Source organism: Thermacetogenium phaeum DSM 12270, from assembly GCF_000305935.1.
Classification (GTDB): domain Bacteria; phylum Bacillota; class DSM-12270; order Thermacetogeniales; family Thermacetogeniaceae; genus Thermacetogenium; species Thermacetogenium phaeum.
This window is the reverse complement of record NC_018870.1, coordinates 2820962-2845460: the sequence shown is the minus strand read 5'-3', so window position 1 is coordinate 2845460 and position 24499 is coordinate 2820962. Positions and strand designations below refer to the sequence as shown.

Genomic DNA, 24499 nt, shown 5'->3' with positions numbered 1-24499 from the left:
CCTGTCATGAAGAAGCGAGGAACGATCTATGTGGTGGGCTTGGGCCCGGGCGACCCCCTGGACCTGCCCCCTCTCAATCTCAGCCTGCTGCGCAGCTACCGGGTCTATCTGCGCACCGAACGCCATCCGGTGGTTGCCGCTCTGCGGGAGGAGGGCATCAGCTTTCATCCCTTGGACGGCTTTTACGAAAGGTCGGACACCTTCGAGGAGGTCTACCGAGGGATGGCCGAATTTCTCCTGCAGACCGCCTGCGAACAAGGGGAGCCGTTGGTTTTTGCAGTGCCGGGCAATCCCCTGGTGGGGGAGTCAGTGGTGGACAGTTTGCGGACAAGCGCCCCCGAGAGGGGTGTGCAGCTGAAGATCTTTACGGCCCCCGGCTTTCTCGATGCTCTCTTCCCGCTACTCGGTATCGACCCGGGGGAGGGGCTGTTGATAGCAGACAGCTTCCAGTTATGCCCCTCCGGGGATGGAAGCTCTCCCCTTGCGGTTACTGGAGATACCGGCATCGTCATCATGCAGGTCTACAACCGCCACCTTGCCTCTGAGGTCAAGCTCACCCTGATGGACAGCTTCCCCGACGACCATCGGGTGATGGTGGTTGAGTCCGCCGGGGTACGGGGGAAAGAGAGGGTATCCGCGGTCCCCCTCTATGAGCTGGACCGCCGGGAACCCGACCACCTGACGACGGTTTACGTTCCTCCCCTTAAGGAAGGGGAGACCGTGCCTCGAAGGACCCTCCTCGGGAGATCTGCGGAAAGGGCTTCCGCTTGCTCCCTGGAGCCCCTGGTTGGTGTTATGGAGCGCCTCCTCTCACCCGAAGGGTGCCCCTGGGACCGCCAGCAGACCCACCAGTCTTTGAAGAAGTACCTGATCGAGGAGGCCTACGAGGTGGTTGATGCCATTGACGAAGGGGATATGCATAAACTGTGTGAGGAGTTGGGAGACTTACTATTGCAGATTGTTTTTCACACCGCTCTGGCCGAGCGGGAAAGGGAGTTCACCATAGCGCAGGTTATCGGCGGGATCACGGAGAAGCTGATCCGGCGCCACCCCCATGTCTTCGGAGGGATCAAGGTCAACGGCGCCTCCGAGGTTCTCAGGAACTGGGAGGCCATTAAACAGAAGGAAAAGGAAGGGGAGCGGAAGTCCCTCCTGGCAGGGGTTCCCAGGCACCTGCCGGCGCTGCAGAGGGCACAGAAGGTGCAGGCAAAGGCCGCCCTGGTGGGGTTCGACTGGCCCGATGCTGAAGGGGCTGCGGCCAAGGTGGAGGAGGAATGGCAGGAGGTGAAGGCCGCCTGGTCGCAGGGTGAGCGGGAGGCTCTGCGGCAGGAGTTCGGGGATTTCCTCTTTGCCGTCGTCAATACCTGCCGTTTGCTCCGGATCGACGCCGAGGAGGCGCTGCGGGCTGCGGTGGAGAAGTTTATGAAGAGGTTTTGGGCGATGGAGCTCAAAGCGCAGGAAGAGGGCATCAGGCTGGACGAGTTGGCTCTTTCTGAGCTGGACGAACTCTGGAACGAGGTGAAGGAAAGGGAGAAGCAAAAATAAAGAAAAAAATTTTTGGGATGGGCTTTGGCAGCAGGAGTTTCGGTTGTTCTGGCGAATTAGGTAGCCGAACAAGAAAATCAATTAAGGAGGGGTATCTTTGAATAAGGCGGAATTGATCGCTGCTGTTGCGGAGAAAGCAGGCTTTGCTAAAAAGGATGCGGAAAAGGCTGTCACCGCGGTTTTTGCTGCCATTGAAGAGGCCCTGGCCAGGGGTGATAAAGTGCAGCTGGTGGGGTTTGGGACCTTCGAGGTGCGGGAACGGGCGGCCCGTACCGGACGCAACCCGCAGACCGGTGAAGAGATTCAGATCGCCGCTACCCGGGTTCCTGCTTTCCGTGCCGGCAAGGCCCTGAAGGATGCCATCGGTTAATTCCTTCTGTAGCTTTGTAGACCACCATGCTGCCATTGGCGGCACCAAGAGAGCATGAAAATACCCGACGGGTCTACCGGCGAGCGACCTATGGAGGACCAGGTAACAGGACAGGCGAAGCGAGGATGACAGGTCGGGATGCGAGTACAGATACCTCTTGACCTGCGATGGAATGGATTTGCGGCGAGGCCAAACGCTGCGTTTGACAGAAGCAGTTCGCGACTTGTTACGCAGCATTCCAGAGCTATCCCGAAGCAAGCCGTCGTCCTGTCCGGCCTGGAATCGGGAGTCGAGCGGTAGACCGGCAGGGTATGCGAGAGATATTCTTTGAAGAAAGGGTCTGTGAGCACGATTGGTGGAGAACAGGCCCTTTATATTTCTTTTTCTGCGCTAGGTGATGATGGCGAAAGGGAACTCCAGGGGTGAGGATGTGAGGCTGGATAAGTTTTTGCAGCTCAGCCGCCTGGTTAAAAGGCGGGTGAGCGCCAGGGAGGCCTGCCGGGGGGGACGGGTCCAGGTCAACGGGAGGATCGCCAGACCAGGCCGAGAGGTGAAGGTGGGGGATGAGATCACCCTGATCTGGGGGAGGAAAGCCCTCACGGTGAAGGTGCTCGCCCTGCCGGAGCGCAGCATTCCTGCCTCCCAGGCGAAGACCCTTTACAGTATTATTGGGGAGGAGAGCATTCCTTCCCCTGAATACCAGGACTTCAGCTGACGGGGCACGCCGCCGGGTTTTTTGCGGCCCGATCCGGTATATGAAATCTCCCTCCCGCTCATAATATAAGGAAAAACAAAGGCGCCGCTACCGGGGAGGGAGTTTTTAATGAGGCAGAACCTGAAGATGAGAAAGCTGGCGGTTGTGCTGTTGCTGGTCATCCTTGCGTGGGAATGGTCGGCAGGGTGCAGGAGGCCGGAGCAAAAGCCTCTGCGGCGGGAGCCCGAAACCGAGTTCCGCTACACCGAGCCGGAGATCACCCTCTACGATAACGCCACCGGTCAGAAGAAGAGAATCAAGTTCGAGGAGTACATAGCCGGCGTGGTTGCCGCCGAGATGGAGCCCACCTGGCCGTCCGAGGCCCTGGCAGCCCAGGCCATTCTCGCCCGCACCTTTACCCTCTTTAAGATCAGGTATGAAAAGGGCGTGCCCCAACACGGTGCGGATGCCTCCACGAGCGCCGAAGAGTTTCAGGCTTACGACCCGGGCCGCATCACACCTCAGGTGCGGGAGGCCGTCAGGAAGACCAGGGGTGAGGTCATCAAGTACCGCGGGAGGTACATCAGGGCCTGGTTTCACTCCAATGCGGGGGGGAGAACCGCAACTGCTGTAGAAGGGCTCAACTTCACCAAGGAGCCCACCCCTTATATCAAGAGCGTCGAGGACCCCGGCCAAAAGGTGGCCAAACCGGAGGCCAAAGCCTGGTCGGCATCCTTTCCGGTGGATGAAGTGCGGGCGGCGGTGATCGAGCAGACCGGAAGGGACCCCGGAGCCATTACCGTGGCCTCCATCCCCAAGAAGGGGCTCTCCGGACGGGCTGTCACCATCCGGCTGGGGAAGGCCACCATCAGCGGTGCCGCCCTGCGGACGGCTCTGGGCCCTGATAAGATGCGCTCCACCCTCATCGACCGGCTGGAATTGCGGGACGGTGTCCTCCACATGGCGGGGCGCGGCTACGGCCACGGCGTGGGGATGAGCCAGTGGGGGGCGTATTACATGGCCGAGAAAGGCAGATCCTACAGGGATATTATCCACTATTATTTCAAAGATGTCACGATCGACAAAATATGGAAATAAGCAGAATGTGACGCCGGAAGACAAGAGCGGTGTGTGCTTAGGGGGAGTTAACCGTGGGAACGAGCGGCCGGACAGGTAACCGGTCTTTTTTTGTTGCCTGGCAGGAAGGATTTTTGCTGTAATGTGACGAAAAAAGTAAAATCGGGCTTTTTTTCTTTGGGGAGGGGATGCCGGTGCCAAGAAAAAGGCGAATGCTGTTGGGCGCAGGGGTGCTCTTCGTTTTGTCGCTGGGATTTGCCGCGCTTTTTTTTCTGCCGGTTGAGGCGCAGGGTAACGGCGCTGCTCCCGGTTCGGCAGCGGATCCTCTGATGACCAAAGAATCGCTCGACAGCTACCTCGACGGCCTTTTTGCAGAAGTGCGCCGGGGGCTGGACGACGCCGCCAGCTGCCTCGATCGGGTGGCGGCCGGAATTCAGGCGCTTAAAGGGGGCACCCCCTCCTTTCCCGACATGCGCGGCCACTATGCGGAAGGAGCGGTGAATTTCCTGCGCAGTAGGGGGATCATCAGCGGTTATCCCGACGGCAATTTTCATCCCGATGAAGGGGTAACGCGGGCAGCTCTGATCGTGATGGTTGTTCAGTCAATACAGTGTCCGGTCAAAACGGGGCCAACGGGTTTTCCCGACGTGCCGGCGGACCACTGGGCGGCCGGCGCCGTCAAGGCGGCTGCCGAGAGGGGGCTTGTGCGCGGTTACCCTGATGGAAGGTACTATCCGGATCGCAAGGTGACGCGCGCCGAGGTTGCAGCGGTTCTGAACCAAGCCTTCGAGCCGGCTCCTCTCCAGGAGGGAATCGGCTACCGGGATCTGAAGGGGCACTGGGCGGAGCAGGCGATTGCCAGCCTGGCGGCGGCCGGGATCTTCGATCCCGCAGCGGACGGATGCTTTCACCCCGATCGCTGGATGACCCGGGCGGAGGTGGCGGTTGCCCTGGCGAGGGCGCTGTCCGGTATCCGCTATTAGGCTTATGGGGATGCCAGGGAGCCCCTGCGGCCGGCCTCCCCCTGAAAAAGATGGAGCGGTAGAAGGGAGCGCTTCGGGCGGTTCCCCGTCTGACTTGTAAAGGGCGCTTTTTCAAAAAGGTTGCGGCTCTGTTCCGCTCGGGAGTTGATGGGGTTTAAGATAAGCGCCTTGGCCAAACTCATAACGGAAGGGTTGGGGAGAAGTGGATTGGGAAGAGACGAGGAAATGGGATTTGAGCGGCCTGCCCACAGATGGTGCCGTTTCCCGGGTGGAGCGGCGCCGTTCCGGTAAGCGCCGCAAGAAGCGGATTTTCAGGTTCCTGGGGGTTCTCCTGGCTTTGCTCCTCGTCCCGGCCCTGGTGGTCGGCGGTTTTTACCTGGCCGGGGGGGATCGGGAGATTTTAGAGGAGGATTTCCCCTCGCTAGCCCCTGCTGCGGCTGCCGAACAGGTGACGCCGGTTTTGTTGCTGGGGGTTGACAGCCGCCATCCGAACGAACCGGCGCGCTCCGATACCATTATTCTGGCTTTTCTCGATCGCCAGAAAAAGTCAGTTAGTCTCCTGTCGATCCCGCGGGACACCTATGCGTTTGTCCCCGGTATGAACGGGGAGGACAAGATCAATGTCGCCTATGCCCTGGGGGGGCCTCAGGCGGCTGCCGAAGCCGTCAGCCACCTGTTGGGGATTGAGGTGAAGCACTACGTTGTCACCGACTTTCAGGGCTTCGAGAGGATTATCGACACCCTCGGCGGGGTGACCATCAATGTCGAGGAGGGCATGTATTACGCCGCTGAGGGGATCCATATTGACCCGGGTGTGCAGCGCCTGAACGGGCATGACGCCCTCGGTTACGTCCGTTACCGGAATTACCCGATGGGTGATATCGACCGCATCAAACACCAGCAGATCTTCTTCCAGGCGCTGGCCGATGAGGCCACCCGGGTGAGCAACATCTGGAAAATTCCCGCCCTGGCGCGGGAGCTCATCGGGGCGGTGGATACTAATTTGAAGACCCTGCAGCTGATCGAGCTGGCGCAGGCCTTTAAGGGTATTGACGGTTCGGGGGTGAAGGGGTATATCCTGCCCGGAGATCCCCAGTATATTGACGGGCTCAGCTACTGGGTGCCGCGGGAAGAGGAGATCGAGCCCCTCGTGGAGGCCCTTATGGAGGGTGTTTCCCCGCCGGCTGAGGATGGCGGAAAGGCCTCCGGAGATCCTGCCGGAGGGGCAGGACAGGCTGAGTGAGGTGGACAGCGCGCCTCATCAAGACAGCAGGGGGAGGGAAAGGGATGGCTGGAATGCCTCCTGAAAGACGAAATGTTTTAGGGGTGGGAATCCACCCTTTAACTTTGAGCGGAGCCGTGGAGCTGATCGGGAGCTGGATCAACTCCGGATCGCCGGTCACCCGTCAGGTGGTCACCCTTAATCCGGAGATGCTCTACCGCGCCCAGAGCGACCCGGCCCTGCGCGACCTTCTGAACGGTGCCGACCTGGTGGTTCCCGACGGTCATGGGATTGTTTGGGCGGGGCGCCGCCTCGGCTGCCCTTTTCCCGAACGGGTGGCGGGGATCGACTTGATCTCCTCCCTGGCGGAGAGGGGAGCGCGGCAGGGGTGGCGCTTTTACCTGCTCGGGGCGAAACCAGGGGTGGCGGCAGCCGCCGCCGAGAATCTGTGCCGGAGCTATCCCGGTCTCGCCATAGCGGGAGCGGAGCACGGCTATTTCAGGAAGGACGAATTGGCGAGGGTGCTCGCAGGTATCCGGGCGGCCAGGCCGGACCTGCTGTTGGTCGGGTTGGGTTCTCCGAGACAGGAATTCTTTATCTGGGCGCATAGAAGGGAATTGGGCGTGCCTGTTGCCATCGGCGTGGGGGGGAGTTTCGACGTAATCTCCGGCAGGCTCAGGCGCGCCCCCCGGATCTTGCAGCGGCTGCGCCTGGAATGGCTCTTCCGGGCAATTCAGGAGCCGCGGCGTTGGCGGCGCCTGCTGGTTCTGCCCTCCTATGTCCTGCTGGTGCTCCGGCAGCCCCGGGAAGGGGGATGTCGGGGAGGCAAAAAAGTCTTCCAGGAACGTAAGAAATGACCCCGTACGGGCGTACCGGTTAGAGGAATTCGCCTGGCTGGCATCAGAGAGGTGGCAGGATTTTTCTGCCATTAAGGAGAAGATAAACACCGAGAGGGGCTGCCTCAACTGCCGGCTCGGCATTAGGAAAATCCGCTGCTTCCGGGAGAGGAGGGGAGCAATTTGAGGCGGTTGGTGGTGTGTTGTGCTGCAATAGTCCTCGCTTGCTTTTTGGTGGTAGAGGCCATCCCCGTCTTTTCCCGACAGGTGGATACGCATCCCCAGGAGACTTCCGGTGCAGAAGAGGGGGAGCGGATGGTGCCTCCGGAGAACCCTGTGGGGCTGTTTTTAATGCCCGTCCGGGAGGGGGAGGAGGTTCCCCGGGAAACCCTTGCCGCTCTCGGCCTGGAAAAGGGGGACCCGTTGGGCAGGGAAACCCTGCTGGTGCGGCTTCCCCTTAACAAGGTGGAGGAAGCGAAAGAGAAGGGGGTTTTTCTCAGGCCCTACTCTGCTGCCGACCGTTTGGCGCCTGGTTTGCAAGGGAAGAAGGGAAGCGAACAGGAAATCGAGGTGCTGGTGACCCTCTTTCGCTCTTCGGATAGGGAAGGCTTTGTCCGCAAGGTGCCGGAGCTGGGGGGAGAGGTTCTCGCCGGGCTGGAGGGCGAAGGGCGGGTGCTGCGCCTGCGTCTTCCCGAAGGGGCTCTGGCGGAGCTGGCGGCCTCCCCGGAGGTTGTCTATGTGGAGCCGGCCCAGGAATACAGGTTTTACAATGAGCGCGCCCGCGATCTCGTTGGTGCGGCCTTTTTACAGGCCGCAGGGTTCCTCTCACCGGAGTGGATGGGGCTTTCCGGGAGGGGGCAGATAATCGGGCTGGCGGACAGCGGGATTGATGCTGGTTCCCCCGGGGACATCCACCCCGATCTCCAGAGCCTCCCGGGGCAGATGCCGAAAGTGGTGATGTTGAAGTCCTGGGCGGGTGCGGCAACTGCCGCCGACTTCAACGGTCACGGCACCCACATGGCGGCCACGGTGGCCGGAACGGGAGCTGCGTCCCAGGGGAGGTTCAAGGGGATTGCACCCGGCGCCAGCATCTACTTTCAGGGGCTGCTGGACGAGAGCGGGAAGCTGACACCTCCCCCCGATTTGACGGTCCTTTTTGAGCCTGCCTACGCAGCCGGGGTGCGCGTCCACATCAACGGCTGGGGTGGAGAGAAGGGGGGTTATTTCGGGACGGCGAGCCAGATCGACCGTTTCCTGCGCCGCTGCCCCGATTTTTTGGCCGTGTTCAGCGCCGGCAACGGTGGGCCCCAGGCGGGGAAGCTCACCCCGGAGGCCTACAGCAAAAACGCCCTTGTGGTGGGGGCCAGCCAGTCGCCTCACCCCCTCTTCAACCCCGCTCAGAATGATGCCGGCTCGATCTCTTCTTTCTCCAGCCGGGGCCCCACAGCGGACGGGAGGATTAAGCCGGAGCTCTATGCCCCCGGCTCTCTGATCTCGGCGCGGTCGCGGCTGGCGGATCTCCCCTCTGCCTTAAGCGACGGTTATACCTATCTGGAGGGCACCAGCATGGCGGCGGCGGTGGCGGGAGGCGGAGCTGCCCTCCTGCGGGAGTTCTTTCAGAGGATCGAGAAGCTGGCTGCTCCTTCGGCTGCCCTGGTCAAGGCAGCTCTCATCTGTGGTGCGCGCACCCCTCAGGGTTGGCCGAACAGCAGCGGCTTCGGGATCCTCGACCTGGGGGGGACGGTCCTCTCCCTGTGGGAAAAAAACTTTCGCTATGTGGATGCCGAGGAAGGGGTGGCTGCAGGGGAGACTTTGAGTTATACCTTTGAAGTGAAGTCGGGGGAATCGCCCTTCAAAGCCACCCTGGTATGGACAGATCCGGGGGCGGCTCCCGGCGCGGAGGCTCCCTTGGTGAACAACCTCGATCTGGTGGTGCGCGGCCCGGAGGGCTCGGAGTGGATCGGAAATTCTTTTCTTTCCGACCGTCCGGATGACGTCAACAACGTAGAACAGGTTGTGATCCCCGCTCCGAAGCCGGGGATCTATACCGTTTACGTAAAAGGAAAGGCCATCACCAAGGGTGTCACCCACCGGGATGGGAGGCCGGCCCAGGATTTCGCCCTGGTTTACGGGCAGCCCCTGGTTCGGGATGTTGTCACCGCAGCAGGGGCACAGGGGCCGGTTTTGGAGTCGGGGCGCGTTCTAGCCGCTGCGCCGCAGCAGGTGCGGTTCGCCCTCAACGGTGAGGTCGCTTCCTGGCCGGTTTCGGACAACGGCGGTAGCCTCGGGAAGGTTCTTCCCGGTGCCGACGTTTATTTCCCCCCTGGGTACGCTTCTCGCGGCTCCATATACATTGTCGGGCGCACCTTCAGGGCAGTGGGGGTGCAGGTCCTCGATGCAGGGGGGAGATATCTTTTAACCGAGATCAATCCGGAGGCGCGCAGCGGAGGGCTTTACTTCGCCCCGGCTGCTGAGAAGGGGGTCTTGATCAACGGAGTCCCGGCGGCCGGCCCAGCCAGTGTTCCGCCGGGTGGGGGGGTGACTGCCTGGATCAACCCCGGGAGTTGGGAAATCTGGGGAGCGGAGTTTTCCTTCTCGGCGGTAGAGGGCCTGCTCGGGGGGGTCGATATGGCAAAAAGGGAGCTTACTCTGATCGGGGTGGAAAAAACCTACTCTCTGGCCCCCCAGGCCGCCCTAGCCTACTCCGATGAAATGGTTGATGTGGATGCAGCCGACCTCCCCTTTGGGGCAGCGGCAACCCCCTGCTGGGAGAACCTCCTGCCGGGCTTAAGGGTCAGGCTGGTGCTGTCCCCGGCAACTGGTGAGGTGACCTACGTGGCAGCCCGGCGGGAACTGGCCGTCGGGATGATCGCAGAGGTCGACGTGATGAACAGGAGGATTGTTTTGAGTACTGGGCGGGATTATACCGTTCCTGTCGGCGTTTCCCTGAGCCTGGATGAGAAGGAGGCCCATCTTCAGGACCTGCGCCCGGGCCAGTATGCTGTGGGGGTTCTGCTTCCGAAAACCCGCCAGGTCCTCTCCCTTTCCGCTTACAGCAGCTTCCTTTATGGCCAGGTTGTTTATACCAGCTTAAGGGACGGGACGATCTATTTCGTCGACAACTGCGGGAGGTCCGGTGCCTACCGCTATCAGGAGGATACCGGGTTTTACCGCTGGGGCCTCCCCGCCGTGGCAGCCGCAGCCGAAGCGGGCTGTTGGGCGCGCCTCATCCTCAAGCCGGGGGAGAACCTGATCTGGAGGCTGGATGTGGCGGAGACGACGGCAGAAAGGAGGGAGATCGTTGCCGGTTACGATGAGGAGACGGGCACGCTGATCACCTCTCAAGGAAGATACCGCTTGACCGAAAGGACTTCGATCACCAAGAACGGCTACCCGGTGGCCGCCTGGGATCTGGTCCCCGGAGAGGAGGTTGCCCTAACCCCATTTCTGGAGGGTGCTTCCGGGGAACCCATGCTGGCGGCGGTGGCGGCCAGAACGTCCGCCGGGACCAGGGCGCCGGAGCTGGAGGTCACCGCCTCCTGGCGCCAGGGGGAGGTAGTGCTCATGGGGAGCACTACTGCGGACAGGCTCTATTTGTATCCGGAAAAGGGGGACCGGATGAGCATTCCCGTCGACGGCAAGGGGAGCTTTCACCTGAGCTTCCGACCGGAGAAGGAGGGGGAGAATTTCCTGCTGGTGGTCGCCGTTGACGGGGGCAGCGGGGGGGTTACCGGCCGGCAGTTGACCGTTTCCCCCGGCACCGGTGCCGTCTTCCGGGACGTGGCCGGGCACTGGGCGGAGCGGGCCATCGAGGAACTGGCCGCCCGGGGGGTGCTGAAAGGCTATCCTGACGGCACCTTCCGGCCGGACGACCCCATCACCAGGTCGGAGTTTACGGTCCTCGTCACCACTGCCCTGGGCTTATCAGGAGGTGAGGCTGAGCTCCCCTTTGCCGACGCCGGCTCCATCCCCAGTTGGGCGAGGCCGGCGGTAGAACGGGCTTACTTGCACGGCCTTGTCAGAGGGAGCGCTGACGGGTGCTTCCGGCCGGCCAGGAAGATCACCCGGGCGGAGGCGGCGGCGGTCTTGAGCGGGGCGCTGAGTGTTATTAACTTCAGAGAGGATACCCCTGTCTCCCCACCGCACTGGCGGGATGACGGGGCGATTCCCACCTGGGCGCGGCCGGCCGTTGAGCGGGTATACGCCGCCGGCGTCATGACCGGGCGCCCGAACGGGTTCTTTGCGCCGGGGGAGATCCTGACCCGGGCGGAGGCGGTCAGCGCCGTCCGGCGCCTGCTGGAGAGGACACCTTAGCGCCTGTTGAGGCCTGGCTCTGTGGCGGAACCGGTCTGCGAGCCCCCGGTCGTTGAAGCAGAAAGCCTTTGTGGATTGTTCTGCAAAAAGGATGGAACGGGGATGGCTTCCCCCCAGTTGGCGGCCGGGGGGCAGATGGTATTTGAGCAGTATTGAGGCAATAAAAAAAGGCTTATGAAAAGCCTTTCATTTTTATTCCCCGCACGTGGCTTCCCGGTTAATCTTCCAGCCAGAGGACGATCACCTCTTTTTCACTGGCTTCGTCCCACTCCTGCAGCTGCCGGGCGAGGAACTCAACCTGGTTGCGGAGCTGTTCCTTTTCGCCTTCCGGGGCCTCTGCCAGTTTTGCGCTCAAGGAGCGGTATTCCTCCAGGGTGCGGCTGAAGTTATTGGTAACGTCTGTCACCGATGTGTCCCTGGTTTTGACCGTGCCTAGTTCCTCGAACCGGGAGATGAGGCTTTTCGCCCGCTCCGGGGGGACGGTGCAGCGCAGAATCAAATTGGCCCGGCCGTCGTTCCGGGCGGTCACGGTCGAAGTCACTTCAGCCCCTTCACTTTGGGCTATTCCCAGGGCCAACCGGTGCGCCTGCTCGATGTCGGCTACAGCGGCCTTCACCATCGTGGTAGTGATCACGCGCTTCTTGTTGTCCATGAAGCGGTATTGACGGTCCTCATTGGCGGCAGGTTTCTCCGGCTTGGGTTTCGGGACCGGTGTCGGTGCGCTGTTGCCGGTTTCAGTTTCCCCTTCTCCGCTTTCCGGCTCAGCAGCCGCTTCTCCCGGCGCCGCCTCCTCCTGGGGGGAACTCACCTGCACTTCTTCTTTAATTTCTTTAATTTTCCCGTCTTCACGCAACCCGCTGGGCGTGCTCCGCCTGTCCGTCTCCTCCTGGACGATCCGGGGGGCGCTGCTGTTAAACCAGTATTTCTCCGCAAAGGCCAGGGATCCGGTCAGCAGAGCTAGAGCCGCCGCGGCCGCAATCGCTCCCTTTACCAGGACGTTCCTTCTGAACGCTTCCAGAATTCCTCTTCTGCTGCTCCCTGTGCTCGGAGCGGCTTCCTCCAGCCTGGAGATCACCCTTGCTGCAAAACCGGGCGGCGGGGTGATGCGCATTGCCTCGCTCTCGAAGGCTTTGCGGTAGACCCGCCAGGCAGCAAACTCCTGCCGGCAGCGTGAGCAGGATTCCTCATGAGCGCGCAAGGACAACAGCGCCTCCGGGTCGAGACGCTCTTCTCCTACTTCGTAAAAGAGTCTCTCCGCTTCCCGGCATTTCATCCTGCTCACCCCCTCTGGCAGTGATCGACCGGCCGCAAGATCTTTTCCTTCAGTGCCCGGCGTGCTCTGTTGAGGCGGGATTTAACGGTTCCCAGGGAGCATCCCATGATCCCGGCGATCTCCTCGTAGGTATAGCCCTCCATTTCCCGCAGCACCAGCACGGCGCGGTACTCCTCCGGCAGGGAACGGATGGCATGTTGTACCATTACCTGAACCTCTTTCTCTTCCAGGGCGACCGCCGGATCGCTGGTGGGGTCGCCGTCGGCGAGAGGTCGATCCATTTCCCCGTCCTCAGTCTGCAACGGGTCGTCCAGCGAGAGCACCTGGTTCCTGCTGCGCCGCATATTCGACCAGGTATTGACGGTAATCCTGTGCAGCCAGGTGCCGAGATCGGACTCCAGGCGGAAGCTTCTCAGGCTGCTGTAAGCCTTCAAAAAAACCTCCTGGGCCAGGTCCTGGGCATCGTTGTGGTTCCCCGCCAGGTAGTAGCTCAGAGTATATACCTTATCCTGATAGATTATGACCAGTTCTTCAAAGGCCTTTTTGTCTCCGGCCTGTGCCTGTCTGATCAGGAGCCGGACGTCTATCCGATCGGAATCCAGCCGTAATTTTTCCGGTTTGGACAAGAGGACTCACATCCCGGGTGCCGGGACCCCCTCAGTTGATTAGACAGTATGAGAAACGAAAAAGTTCCCGAAACGGAAGAATTTTTTTGCTTTTTTGGTTTTGGAAAGTGGAAGTTCGGGATCTCTCTTGGGGGTCCGAAGTTTTACCAGTTATCATATAATTTACTTGATTTCGGATGCTGGCGCAATTCCATTTTTTCTCGGTGTCGGCGTTAAATGATGTGTTCTCTGTTGATGCGGATCAGCTCCTCCAGTTCCTCCAAAAGGTGGTTGATGTGAGGGCGGTATTCCCGAAAGTCGATGACGCCGTGACCGAGGGCGATGAGATCGGGGATGGCGATTTTTTTCATGTGAGAGGCCTCCACAGTGCTTACCGCTGCTCCCGGTTCCCTTCCGAGAATGGTGCGCAGCATCACGATGACATCGGCGATCACCATTGTTTTCGGCTTGAAGGCATAATGAGGCTCTACTTTGAGTTCACCGTTGATATTGACGAAGAGGTCACCGGCGAAGAGGATCTTGATCTGCTCCGTCTGCAGGATTCCGTAAAGGGTGCCCTCGGTCTGGCCGAAGGGGAGCTCGAAAAACTCCAGGGCGAGGGCTTCGTTGCGGTAGGGGTTTTCGGCGGTGACCGGGCTGATCTCTACCCTTAAGGGGAGAAACCGCTCGGCGTCGTTGGCGGCGCGCAGCGGCAGAGGGCGGCGGTGGTAATCGTTCAAGCGCCCTTCAACGAAGATGCTCTTCCCCGTTCTTTCCGCCCCGACCATCTGGGTGAGAACGGCCTTGCAGAGGGGTGAGGAGTAAAACCTGCAGCTGCTGAAGGGTTCGTAACCGATCCAGTGGTCGAGATGAAAGTGGGTAAAAATCACATCGCAGTCGGCGATCCCCAGAAGATCCCGGATCCAGCCTGCATCCCTGAGACCCGGGTCGATGACCGCGGAACTTTTTTCGGCATCCCCCGTCAGGAGGTAGTAGCTCATGTTCTGGTAGTCGCCCAGATTGCGTTCGGGATCGCAGTCGAAGATGCCGATGAGGGATATGGCCCCGCCGCCGTAGGGAAGGGAATAGTCCACAACCTTAAGCCTGTTCTCCGGCCTTCTGAGGATCTCCAGCGCCTCTGCTATTTTCCGGCCGTGCCCGCACGTTCCTTTGTTGTTGTCCTTTTCAGAGTAGCCCATGCTTATCTGCCCCCGAAAATAAATTCTTGCTAATATCTTACCAAAGATGACCGGGTTGTGGATGGCGAATCTTGACTCCCTCCTGCGGATGGGAGAGCAGGCGCCACCGTTTCTGTTAAGAAGGGACCTCTTGAGGAGAAGGGCAGGGAAAAACGGTTTGCGCTTTTTTCGGGATGGGTTTAAAATTGTAGCGGCTGATTCGACACTGCTTTGTTCTTGAAAGGAATGGAAAGCGCTGAAGTCAGGAAGATCGCAGCTGTTCAACGGTCTTCTCGGTTAATTAACGTCTGTGAGAATTTTTCGGGAGGGAAAGTGATGAAAGGGAAAAAACACGTCAGGACTGTTGTGGCGGGGTCGCTGAGGAAGCCGCGCCTGGAGCGGGGCTGCGGTGAGTGTCAGGTATCCTGTCAGTCCGCCTGCAAGACTTCTTGCACTGTGGGGAATCAGGCTTGCAGCCTCAAGCAGGAGTAGCCGCTAACCGGCGAGCCGACGTTCACCTCTTTGAGGCCGGCGGCTTCTATCTGGCCTTCGATGTGAACAGCGGTTCTCTGCACAGGCTGGATGAGCCCGCCTGGTTCCTGCTGCAGAGCTATCTGGAAGGCGGGGACTGGCGGCAGGCCTGTGCAGAGGCGGCACTCCGTTTCGATCCCCCGGAGGTAGAGGAAACGGCAGCGGAGCTGCAGGAGCTGGTTGCCGAGGGGGTTCTCTTCGCCGCCGGCGAGGAGTGGGAGAACTACACCCCGGGGGAAGGCCTCGGCCTCAAGGCCCTGTGCCTGAACATCGCCCACGACTGCAATCTGGCCTGCAAATACTGCTTTGTGCCCGGCGAGGTGCGCCGCCGGGAGCGGACCATGCCCCCCGAGGTGATCGCCGAGGCACTGGATTTCCTGCTCCGGGAGACTCCTTATGAATACCTGACCGTCGATTTTTTCGGTGGGGAACCCCTCCTCAATTTTGAAGGGATTAAATACGCCGTTGACTATGCCCTGAAGATGGGGAAGGAAAAGAAGTGGAAGTTTACCGTCAGCACAAATACCCTTCTGCTGGGGGAGGAGGAGCTGGAGTTTTTCCGGGAGCACGGCTTCAGTCTGGTCTTAAGCTGCGACGGCAGGCCGGAGGTGCACGATTCCTACCGGGTGACCCCGGGGGGAGGGAACACCTCCCGGGCGGTGCGGAGGAGCCTGGAAAGGTTCCTTGCCGGTGTCGGAGGCGCCGAGTATTACGTTCGGGGCACCTATACCCGCCATAACCTGGATTTTACCCGGGACGTCCTCTACCTGGCGGGGCTGGGGGCGGAAAGCATTTCCCTGGAGCCGGTGGTGGCTTCTCCGGAGGCTGACTACGCCCTGCGGGAGGAGGACCTTCCCGCTCTGCGGGAGGAGTACTTCCGGCTGGCGCGCGCCCTTGTCGAGCTGGAGGAGCAGGGGCGGAGGGTGAACTTTTATCACTTCTGCCTCGACCTGCAGGGGGGGCCTTGCGTCGCCAAGCGGCTCACCGGGTGTGGGGCAGGGTATCAGTACCTGGCGGTTAATCCCCTGGGGGAGATCTACCCCTGCCATCAGTTCGACGGCCGTCCGGAGTATCTGCTGGGGGACGTCCGTCGGGGGATCGTCGCAACCGATCTGCAGGAAAGATTCAGGGGGGCACATATTTATCGCAAAGAGCGGTGTGTTAACTGCTGGGCGCGCTTTTTGTGCGGAGGGGGCTGTCACGCCCAGGCCTCTTACCATTCGGATGACCTCCTGAAACCGGATCCGCTGGCCTGCCGGGTGATGCAGGCGCGGCTGGAGGGGGCGCTCTACTATATGGCCTTGCACGAGGAGTTGTTGGGTGCTCGCTGAGTGGCACCTGTAATCTTTTGCCATAAAATAATAAAAATCCAATTGTTATGCAAGGCCGGGCAGGATTTTTAATCTTTCTGTTGAAAAAAGTTAGGTTAGTTGCTACACTCTCGAGCACACCGCTCTTCGCTAAGCCGGGCTGTGAGATGCTTTGTGGCAGGCCGGTTTGGAGAGAACAATTCCGGCGTTCGGGGCAGGAGTTAGCCCTTGAAAGGGAGTGTTCAAAGAGGGTGTGTTTGCTCGGCAAGGGGAGAGGATAAAATGGATACCGCCAATTCGCACAACTCGAAGGGCAGCCAAAAAGCCCCTCTCTTATCTTCGGTCCAGTGCCAACCCCTGTTGGATAGATGGTGTGTCGCGAAGTCTCGTCTCTCCAGCCGCTTCGGTTCCCTGGCGCCGGGGCTGCAGGGCGTCCGGCAGGAGGTGATGAGCTGGCTGGATGAGCGGAGAAAGTGGGTCTTGGGAGACTTAAGGCGGTGCGGAAGAGGAATCGTCGGTTTCCTGGTGGATCTGAGGACCGGCAAGCGGGGCGTGAAGCGGGGCTTCTGGAAAAACCCCCGTTTTTACGCAGCCGTGCTTGCCGGTTGTCTTTTAGGCGGCAACTTTCTGCTGATGGCACGCCAGCACCTGGCCTGCGCAGCTTACTACGGTGACGAGAGGATCGGGCTGATCTCTTCGCAGAAGGCTGGAGAAGAAATGCGGTTGAAGGTGGAGGAAGCCCTGGAAAGGGAGCTCGGCCAGGATGTCTTTCTCCCTTCTTCCCTCGTTTATAAGACCTGTATGGCATCAAGGGTGGAGATGGACTCCCTGCAGCAATTCGAGGCCGCCCTCCGGGAGCTCCCCTGGATGACGAATGCCGTGGAAATGTGCATCGACGGCGAGCCTGTTTTTATCCTGGCGGACCGGAAGGCGGCGCAGGAGCTTCTCAACCGCTTCCGGGATGGCTTCCTCTCCGGAGAGAGCGGAGAAAAGGTGGAAAGCTTTGAGTTTCAGGAGGAGATCACCTTTCGTTCCCGCCGGGTGGCGGTGCAGGATGTGCTCTCTGTGGAGGATGCCCTGACGGTGCTCAACGGGGGAACGTCACGGGTGAAGACCTATGTCGTCAAGGAGGGCGACAACCTCTGGAGCATAGCAAGGGCTCACGGCCTGCTGGTTGAGGATATCTTCCAGGCCAACCCGCAGCTGACGTCGGAAAGGCTGGATGTCGGTCAGGAGATCCGGCTGGCCCTTGAAGAGCCCCTCCTTCATGTGATGATCACCAGCACCCTGGTCAAGAAGGAGGTGCTGCCGCCCGAGACGCGAACCCAGCTCAACGACAGCCTCCGCAGAGGCCAGACGAAGGTGATCAGTTCCGGTGAAAGCGGGGAGGCCATGGTGGTCTACCGGTTGGTGCGCCGCAACGATAGAGTGGTGGAGCGCCAGGAAATCGGGCGTCAGGTGCTGAAAGAGCCGAAGCCGCGGATCGTGGCTAAAGGGACCAAGTCCACGGTGACTGCTGTGGCGGCGCGCGGTTCCGGCAGCGGCGTCCTGCGCTGGCCGGTTTCCGGAAGGATTACCTCCGGCTTCGGCTACCGCGGGGGTGAGTTTCACGGAGCGATCGATATCGCCGCCGCTGCGGGAACGGCAGTCCGGGCCGCAGCAGGAGGCCGGGTAATTTCCGCTGGCTGGCAGGGCGGCTACGGCTATACCGTTGCAATCGATCATGGGAACGGGATGGTGACGCGCTACGCCCACCTTTCCCGGATCAGCGTCGGGACCGGCGAGAGCGTGGCGGCGGGAGAGGTGATCGGCGCCGTGGGCTCCACCGGGAGGTCGACCGGCCCGCACCTCCATTTTGAGGTGGTAGTAGGGGGGAGCAAGAAGAACCCCTTAAACTACCTGCGCTAAGGGTGTGGATGAAGAACCTGAGGGAAGGGTCTTTTTCGGGGACTCTTGGAAGGCCGGCAGTTGCAAGGGGGATTTTGCACGGGGGCAGGCTGAGCTGAGGCCCTCCTTTGTGATATAATCTCCTCGGAGAGAAGAACCGCTGGCAGTTGAGCCGCTGCGGCGGCGGGGAAGCGGTTAAGAGGAGGGCGGCAGATGTTTAACATTTTCCGAGCGCGGCGCGCTTATGCCCGCGTGGTGCTCTGGGTGCTGGTGGGAATGCTGGCCATCGGACTGCTGGGTACCACTGTTGCCTGGTATCTGGAGCCGGACCGGCAGCCGCAGGGGGGAAGGGTCCCCTCAACTGCATCCCAGGAGGCGGAGCAGACGGAAACCGCCAGGTTGGAGGAACTGCTGACCCAGTATCAGGAAATGCTCGCCTCCCGGCCGGGGGATCTGGCGGTGCTGACGGGCTATGCCCGGGTGGAGATGCAGCTCGGGGAGCTCTATCTGCAGGAAGGGAAGGAGGATAAAGGCCGGGAACTGTTCGAACAGGCGGCGGAACATTACCGGCAGGCCCTCGCCGTAGAAGAGGACATGCAGCTCAGGCTGGAACTGGCCGCGGCCTACCAGGCGCTGGGTGCCGCCGACCAGGCGGAGGCAGAGCTGCAGCAGGTGCTGAAGCAGGATCCGGAAAATGTGCAGGCCTTGGTGCAAAGGGGGTTCTTGCGGGAGTCCCGGGGGGACTGGGAGGGAGCTGCCGGTGACTGGAGGAAGCTGTCCACCATCGACGGTATCGATGAGGCTACTAAGGAGTTTGCCCTCTCCAGGCTGCAGGCCGCCGAAGAGAAAATGAAATAAGGCAGGTTCAGCAGAAGGCGGCGTTAAAGAAAAGGGTCTTTTGAAAAGGCAGCCGGCCCGGCGGAAAGGTTCCGGGCTGGCTTTATTTGACTCTTAATGCCCCCTGTCTCTTTATGTATAATGGAAGCTGGAGAGGAGGAACTGGGGATGGAGCGCTTATTAGCGGCCATTGCGGCCGTTGGCCTGGTTTTCGTTTTGGCTTTTCACATTGTCCGGCCGCTTCCCGGGTGTAACTTAGCCCCGGCGGCCGTGCGCTTTGCCCACCGGGCGCTCTTTTCTTTGGAGACCTGGCGCTGGCAGACCCTTGAGGGGGACCACTTCCTGGTCAGGTACCGGCGCGGTGATGAAGAAAACGCCCGGATGGTTCTCCGGGAAGCGGAGAAACTGTATTATCCCCTGGGAGAGGCCTTCGGCTGTTTTCCCCAGAAGAAGGTTCCCATTGCCGTCTACAGGGACAGGGCTTCCTTAAACAGGGTTTTCGGCTGGGGGAGCGAGGAAAGCGCCATGGGGGTGTACTGGGCGGGTGTGATCAGGATACTCTCTCCGCAGGACTGGATCGACGCCGTCAACGATGAGGAGAGGAGCCTCATCTTTCGAAAAGAGGGCCCCGTTGCTCACGAGTATATCCACCTGCTGGTCGATTACAAAACCGCTGGCAATACCCCCCGCTGGCTAACCGAAGGGCTGGCGCAGTACGGTGAAAAGCGCTATGCTGGAGTCGCTGCTGCCGGAGGCGAGGGACGGGAAAGACTTAAACTCACCCTGGATGCTCTGGAGAGGCATTTCGACCATCCGGAGTGGCAGGATTACAGTTACGCCGTTTCCGAAGACCTGGTGGAATATCTCGTAGAAAAGCACGGTGCCGGCTGCCTTCCGGCCATTCTGGAGGCCCTGGGCAGGGGGAAAACCCTGGATGAAGCGCTGCAGGAGGGAGGGGGAGAAGGCCTGGCCGACTTTTTGCGGTCTTATCAGGAGAGTGTCGTATAAGATCCCCTCGTCCTGCCGAAGAATAAAACATCAGGGAAGGCAGGAATATTCAGCCTGAACGAGAATATAACAGATACCGGTAAGGCAAGGAGAGGTTTTTCAGCATACCTTGAGCTTTCTTAAACGCAACAGCGGATTTTTTCAGCACTTACGGTGGAGGATGCGGTAGAGATGAAACTGCTGATCGAGGGAGGCAGGCGGCTCCAGGGGCGGGTCAGGATCAGCGGGGCGAAGAACTCCGCGCTGGTTTTGATCGCCGCCAGCGCCATCAGCGGGGGCGAAGTGATCCTGGATAATGTACCGAAGATCTCCGATGTGCTGACACAGCTGGAGATCGTCCGTGCCATCGGCGGGAGGGCCTCCTGGACGGGGGAGAACACCCTGTGCCTGGACTGGTCCGGCCCGCTGGAAGGTGAGCTCCCTTACGTACATGCCAAAAAGCTGCGGGCCTCGAATTTGTTTCTGGGGGCGCTTGCTGCGCGGCAGAAAAGGGTGAAAATCCCCCTTCCTGGAGGCTGCAATATCGGGTCGCGACCGATGGACCTGCACCTGAAGGGCTTTCACCTGCTGGGATATCAGGTGAGCATGAAACACGGTTTTATCGAGGCCCGGGCGGGGAAGATCGAGGGCAATCGCATCTATCTGGATTTCCCCAGCGTAGGGGCCACCGAGAACATAATGATGGCGGCAGCGGGGACGCCGGGCATTACGGTGATCGAAAACGCCGCCAGGGAGCCGGAAATAGTGGATCTGGCCGGTTTTCTCAATGCCATGGGGGGCAGGGTAAGGGGGGCCGGCACCGACGTGATCAAGATTGAGGGTGTTTCCGAGTTCCGGGGCGCCCGGTTCAGCGTGATTCCCGACCGTATTGAAGCGGGAACTTATTTGATAGCCGCCGGCATCTCCGGCGGCGAGGTGACTGTAGAAAATGTGATCACCAGGCACCTGCAGCCGGTGATCGCTAAATTGCAGGATGTTGGGCTTGATGTCGCTGCCGGTGAAGACAGGATCACCGTCAGGCGCAGAGGTGATCTCTTGCCCACAGATGTCAAGACCCTTCCTTATCCCGGCTTTCCCACCGACCTGCAGTCACCCATGATGGCCCTGCTTTCCTTAGCCCGCGGCACCAGCATCATTGTGGAGAACGTTTTTGAAAACCGCTTTCAGGTTGCCGATGAATTGAAAAGGATGGGGGCGAAGATCCGGGTCAAGGGGCAGACCGCCGTCATTGAAGGGGTGGAGAGGCTATACGGCACCCAGGTCAGGGCGACCGACCTGCGCGCGGGGGCAGCCCTGCTTCTGGCGGGCCTTGCTGCCGGCGGGGTAACGGAAATTCTCCAGGCGGAACTGATCGCCCGGGGTTACGAGAAGGTTGTGGAGAAATTAGGCGCCCTTGGCGCCGCCGTGCGGGTTGCAGGGGATGAAAGCGGAGAGCCGGGGGCCAAGAGCGTATAAGGAAGGATGATCGGGAAAGGATGACTGGAGGCACGGTTTTATCGCGGATTCTGGGGCTTGCCAGGAGCCGGGTCTTTTATACGCTGTTCCTGGTAGGCGCCCTGCTGTGGGGGGGAATGCGCCTTCTGCCGCTGCTCTTTCAGGAGCGCTACATTCTCTCCGGTCTGCTGAGCGTATTCTGCACTCAGGGAATGAAGCCCTTCACCTACCGCTCGGATGGCGGCATCGCCTGGCGCCAGCTGTTCCGCTGCGGAGGGATGCCCAGTTCGCATGCCGCCGTCAGCGCTGCCCTGGCAACTTCACTGGGGCTGGATTACGGTTGGACCTCTCCGATCTTCCAGACGGCTGCGGTGCTGGGTGGGATCGTCATCTATGACTCCGTTACCCTGCGCAGGGTAGTGGGGGAGCATTCTCGCCTGATCAAGGAGATGGTTTGCGACAAATCCAGAAGGATTCCCTTATTGGGAGAGATGATCGGGCATACCCCCCTGGAGGCTTCGGTAGGAGCATTCTGCGGCATTCTCTGCGCTCTGCTGGTGGTGCGGGTTTAGAGCGGGAGCCCCGATGTAAGGGAGTGGGGGTGCGAGGTGATTACTACCAGAGAAATGTTGTTCGCTCTCCCGGGGCTGGAGCTCTCCCTGGAGATTGTGGCCAATGTTGAAGAGCTGGTGACCGACCCCGAGGATGACGACCAGATCCCCTATTGGGCGGAGCTCTGGCCGGCGGCGCGCGGCCTTGCCCGGTACATCTGGGAGAGGATCGACTTTCAAGGGGGAACCGTCCTGGAGCTGGGTGCCGGGCTGGGTTTGCCCGGCCTGGTAGCCGCCTGCAAAGGGGGGAGGGTCACCTTTACCGATTATAAACCGGAGTCCCTGGAGATCATCGCCAGAAACGCCGCCCGCAACGGAATCAAGAATTTTTCCTGTCTCCTGGCGGACTGGCGCGACTTTAGGGCAGAGCAGTGCTTTGACTGGATTATCGGGTCCGATGTTCTTTACAACCCGGCACTGAACCCCTATGTCACGGGGGTTCTTCAAAGCTCTCTGAAACCCGGGGGGCAGCTCATCTTTGCCCATCCTTCACGGCCGGTCACCCTGGAGTATTTGAAGGGGCTGATTGCCTCTTGGGGATTAAGAGAGGAGAGGCACAGCATCCGGGTTCTCGTCGGCGAGCCCGGCGTCCCTGAATTTCATCTCTCCGTCGACATCCACCATTTATATCAGGAGAAGCAGCAGCGGTGATGCGTTTAAAGGTTATCGCGGTTGGGCACCTGAAGGAGCCTTTTTATCGCCTGGCCCAGGAGGAGTACCGCAAGAGGCTGCAAAGATACGCCCGGGTGACCATCATCGAGGTGGCCGACGAACCCGTCCCCGAAAGGGAAAAGGAGCGCACCCTGGTGAAAGAGCGGGAGGGGGAGAGGCTGCTTCAAAAAGCCTCCAACTGCCTCTGCGTCGCTCTGGATCCGGGAGGGAAGGCTTTGACCTCTGAGGAGCTGGCGTCCTGGCTCGGCCGGGAGATGGATGCCGGGCGTGGAGAGATTGCCTTTTTCTTGGGCGGCACCCTCGGTTTGTCTCCTTCCGTCCTGCGAAGGGCCGACCTCTCTTTATCGCTATCCCGCCTCACCTTTCCCCACCAGCTGGCCCGCGTCATCCTGCTCGAGCAGCTCTACCGCGCCTTTCGCATCCTGCGCGGTGAGCCTTATCACTATTGATCCGCTGCCCGGCGGGAAGCCCTTCCCTCCTTTCGAGAGATTAAAATAATACATCGATAGTCCTACAGTAATCAGAACATACCTCCTATTTAGTATCAAAGAGGTATTTCCTATAATTGAATTGACTTAAGTAAGGAGGGATCTTCCATGAAGAGAACGGTATGGATTATACTCGCTGTAATTATTTCGCTGCTTATCATCGCAAATCCTGTTTATGCCGGGCAGGACCACGGGAAATACGGCGAGGCAGGCAAATCCGTGAAGGGTGGGGGTTTAGCCGTCCGTGAGGCCGTAAAAGTGCTTAAGGAGAACAAGGGAAAGTTTCATCAGCTGAAGGTCCAAGTGCAGGGACGGGAAAAAGCGTCCGTAAAGCGTGAGTTCTCGGATACCAAAGCTCACTGGGCGAAGGACTGCATCGCTAAAGTGCAGAGCCTGGGCTGGATCAACGGTTACCCGGACATGACCTTTAGGCCCGACACCCCGGTTACCGGCATCGAGATGGTGTCAATGATGGTATCTTTGGCCGAGGATTTGGGCACCGGGGCTGAAGGCAAGGAAGCGTCTGCTGTGGATGATCAAACCGGGGTTTCCGAAGGGGAGGAAGAAGTCTCCGAGGATGAAGAAAGGGCCTCCGAACCCAACCAGGAGGTTTCTGAGGATCAGGACGAGATTTCCGAAGGCAACGGTGATCAGGGGGAAGAGATCGACATCCCGGATGTGCCCGGCTGGGCAAAGGATGCAATGAAGAAGGCCGCTGCCATGAAGATCGTCAATGTCAACAGGTTCCACAGTCAGGTGCAGGCGACCAGAGCCCAGGCCGCGGTCATGCTGGCCAAAGCCCTGGGGCTGCAACCCGTTGATACCTCGAACATCACTTTTAGCGATCAGGTGTTGATCTCCTCCGAAGATCTTGGTTACATTTTGGCCCTCGCCGAAGCCGGGATCATCAGAGGAACCCCGGATGGCAAATTCAACCCCAACAGCGCCATAACCCGGGCCGAAATCGCCGCCATGCTGGCGGCCGTGGCCGACAGGATTAGTGATGATAATGCCGGCGATACAACAGATCCGGCTACCCAGCCCCCGGCGGATTCTGCAGGACAAACCCTCACCCAACCCACTGACCAAACAACAGCGGTAGATGGTGATACGACCGGCCAGGGGGAACAGACCGCCGCTGAAACCGCTTAAGCATGACCCTCATCATGACGAAAAATCTCCCCCGCTGAAACGGGGGAGATTTTTTCCTTCTAATTGCCCCGCCTGAGGGAGATCGCCGCTGCACCTCGTTGAGAGATCGATTACCTTCTCTCCGGCCGCCGAGCCGGGCACCATTTTTCTCCCTTTGCGTAGGTTCCTAAGATAAGCCGAGATTTTTGCCGCCTTCAGGGATTTAGCAGGAGGGCGTTTCTACAGTATATTACGGATCTAACGCTGTAAGAGTTATAAGAAAAAGTAGTTGATCGTCCAGGAGAAATTATTTTATAATTAAAGTAATCTAGTTATCTATATAAGTTAAAAAGCAAGGTATCCTCGGACAATGTTCTTTGGTCTCAGGGTATAACCATTTAAATCTTCAGATTCCAGTTGGGGAGGGGTGTGAGTTAGGGGTTAAACCGGAAGGCTCATTACAAAGCAGGTGAGTGAAGGACCTGGCCCGGTC

At 59.9% G+C, this 24499-nt stretch carries 22 protein-coding genes; 19 read left to right on the top strand and 3 right to left on the bottom strand.

Going from position 1 to position 24499, the window contains the following annotated elements; all coding sequences use genetic code 11:
- The first annotated feature begins 6 nt into the window (after positions 1 to 6).
- The 9 genes from yabN (at position 7) to TPH_RS16255 (ending at position 11197) form a co-directional block, all read left to right on the top strand.
- Entirely contained in the window at positions 7 to 1545 is a 1539-nt protein-coding gene (gene yabN, locus TPH_RS16105; protein WP_015051847.1) for a bifunctional methyltransferase/pyrophosphohydrolase YabN, read from the top strand.
- A 97-nt stretch (positions 1546 to 1642) separates the two neighbouring features.
- Complete coding sequence (locus TPH_RS13990) at positions 1643 to 1915, top strand: HU family DNA-binding protein (protein WP_015051846.1); 273 nt, start codon at positions 1643 to 1645, stop codon at positions 1913 to 1915.
- A 430-nt stretch (positions 1916 to 2345) separates the two neighbouring features.
- A complete protein-coding gene (locus TPH_RS13985; protein WP_037999707.1) occupies positions 2346 to 2630 on the top strand; it encodes an RNA-binding S4 domain-containing protein in 285 nt (94 codons plus the stop codon).
- A gap of 108 nt (positions 2631 to 2738) precedes the next feature.
- A complete protein-coding gene (locus TPH_RS13980) occupies positions 2739 to 3707 on the top strand; it encodes a SpoIID/LytB domain-containing protein (protein ID WP_015051844.1) in 969 nt (322 codons plus the stop codon).
- A gap of 173 nt (positions 3708 to 3880) precedes the next feature.
- Positions 3881 to 4669, top strand: a complete 789-nt coding sequence (locus TPH_RS13975) for an S-layer homology domain-containing protein (RefSeq protein WP_015051843.1) — start codon at positions 3881 to 3883, stop codon at positions 4667 to 4669.
- A gap of 202 nt (positions 4670 to 4871) precedes the next feature.
- Complete coding sequence (locus tag TPH_RS13970; RefSeq protein WP_049886142.1) at positions 4872 to 5912, top strand: LCP family protein; 1041 nt, start codon at positions 4872 to 4874, stop codon at positions 5910 to 5912.
- A gap of 44 nt (positions 5913 to 5956) precedes the next feature.
- Positions 5957 to 6748: a WecB/TagA/CpsF family glycosyltransferase gene (locus TPH_RS13965; protein ID WP_015051841.1), complete on the top strand. Its 792-nt coding sequence runs from the start codon at positions 5957 to 5959 to the stop codon at positions 6746 to 6748.
- Between the two features lie 162 nt (positions 6749 to 6910).
- Positions 6911 to 11041 (top strand): S8 family serine peptidase, encoded by a 4131-nt coding sequence (locus TPH_RS13960; RefSeq protein WP_015051840.1) that lies wholly within the window; start codon positions 6911 to 6913, stop codon positions 11039 to 11041.
- 21 nt (positions 11042 to 11062) lie between these two features.
- Positions 11063 to 11197 carry a hypothetical protein gene (locus TPH_RS16255; RefSeq protein WP_269077473.1) on the top strand — a complete coding sequence of 45 codons (135 nt, stop codon included), beginning with the start codon at positions 11063 to 11065 and terminating at the stop codon, positions 11195 to 11197.
- 61 nt (positions 11198 to 11258) lie between these two features.
- Here TPH_RS16255 and TPH_RS13955 read toward each other — a convergent pair whose 3' ends face one another.
- From TPH_RS13955 to TPH_RS13945, 3 genes are all read right to left on the bottom strand, one after another.
- A complete protein-coding gene (locus TPH_RS13955) occupies positions 11259 to 12314 on the bottom strand; it encodes a DUF4349 domain-containing protein (RefSeq protein ID WP_015051839.1) in 1056 nt (351 codons plus the stop codon).
- A gap of 5 nt (positions 12315 to 12319) precedes the next feature.
- Positions 12320 to 12940: a sigma-70 family RNA polymerase sigma factor gene (locus TPH_RS13950; RefSeq protein WP_015051838.1), complete on the bottom strand. Its 621-nt coding sequence runs from the start codon at positions 12938 to 12940 to the stop codon at positions 12320 to 12322.
- A gap of 212 nt (positions 12941 to 13152) precedes the next feature.
- Positions 13153 to 14118 carry an MBL fold metallo-hydrolase gene (locus TPH_RS13945; RefSeq protein ID WP_015051837.1) on the bottom strand — a complete coding sequence of 322 codons (966 nt, stop codon included), beginning with the start codon at positions 14116 to 14118 and terminating at the stop codon, positions 13153 to 13155.
- 315 nt (positions 14119 to 14433) lie between these two features.
- Between TPH_RS13945 and scfA the strand changes: the two genes are divergently transcribed.
- From scfA to TPH_RS13900, 10 genes are all read left to right on the top strand, one after another.
- Entirely contained in the window at positions 14434 to 14589 is a 156-nt protein-coding gene (gene scfA, locus TPH_RS14940; protein ID WP_015051836.1) for a six-cysteine ranthipeptide SCIFF, read from the top strand.
- Positions 14568 to 15959 (top strand): thioether cross-link-forming SCIFF peptide maturase, encoded by a 1392-nt coding sequence (gene scfB / locus TPH_RS13940; protein ID WP_015051835.1) that lies wholly within the window; start codon positions 14568 to 14570, stop codon positions 15957 to 15959. The genes scfA and scfB overlap by 22 nt, the downstream gene beginning before the upstream one ends.
- A 261-nt stretch (positions 15960 to 16220) precedes the next feature.
- On the top strand, positions 16221 to 17846 hold the full coding sequence (locus TPH_RS13935; protein WP_015051834.1) for a M23 family metallopeptidase: 1626 nt from the start codon (positions 16221 to 16223) through the stop codon (positions 17844 to 17846).
- Positions 17847 to 18038: 192 nt separating this feature from the next.
- Positions 18039 to 18683, top strand: coding sequence for a tetratricopeptide repeat protein (locus tag TPH_RS13930; protein ID WP_015051833.1), 645 nt, complete (start codon positions 18039 to 18041; stop codon positions 18681 to 18683).
- 147 nt (positions 18684 to 18830) lie between these two features.
- Positions 18831 to 19670, top strand: a complete 840-nt coding sequence (locus TPH_RS13925) for a peptidase MA family metallohydrolase (protein ID WP_015051832.1) — start codon at positions 18831 to 18833, stop codon at positions 19668 to 19670.
- Between the two features lie 171 nt (positions 19671 to 19841).
- Positions 19842 to 21125, top strand: a complete 1284-nt coding sequence (murA, locus tag TPH_RS13920; protein ID WP_015051831.1) for a UDP-N-acetylglucosamine 1-carboxyvinyltransferase — start codon at positions 19842 to 19844, stop codon at positions 21123 to 21125.
- A gap of 20 nt (positions 21126 to 21145) precedes the next feature.
- Complete coding sequence (locus TPH_RS13915; protein ID WP_015051830.1) at positions 21146 to 21676, top strand: divergent PAP2 family protein; 531 nt, start codon at positions 21146 to 21148, stop codon at positions 21674 to 21676.
- Between the two features lie 36 nt (positions 21677 to 21712).
- On the top strand, positions 21713 to 22366 hold the full coding sequence (locus TPH_RS13910; protein ID WP_015051829.1) for a class I SAM-dependent methyltransferase: 654 nt from the start codon (positions 21713 to 21715) through the stop codon (positions 22364 to 22366).
- Entirely contained in the window at positions 22366 to 22836 is a 471-nt protein-coding gene (gene rlmH / locus TPH_RS13905) for a 23S rRNA (pseudouridine(1915)-N(3))-methyltransferase RlmH (protein ID WP_028991258.1), read from the top strand. The genes TPH_RS13910 and rlmH overlap by 1 nt, the downstream gene beginning before the upstream one ends.
- Before the next feature lie 147 nt (positions 22837 to 22983).
- Positions 22984 to 24027, top strand: a complete 1044-nt coding sequence (locus TPH_RS13900) for an S-layer homology domain-containing protein (protein WP_015051826.1) — start codon at positions 22984 to 22986, stop codon at positions 24025 to 24027.
- Positions 24028 to 24499 lie beyond the last annotated feature (472 nt).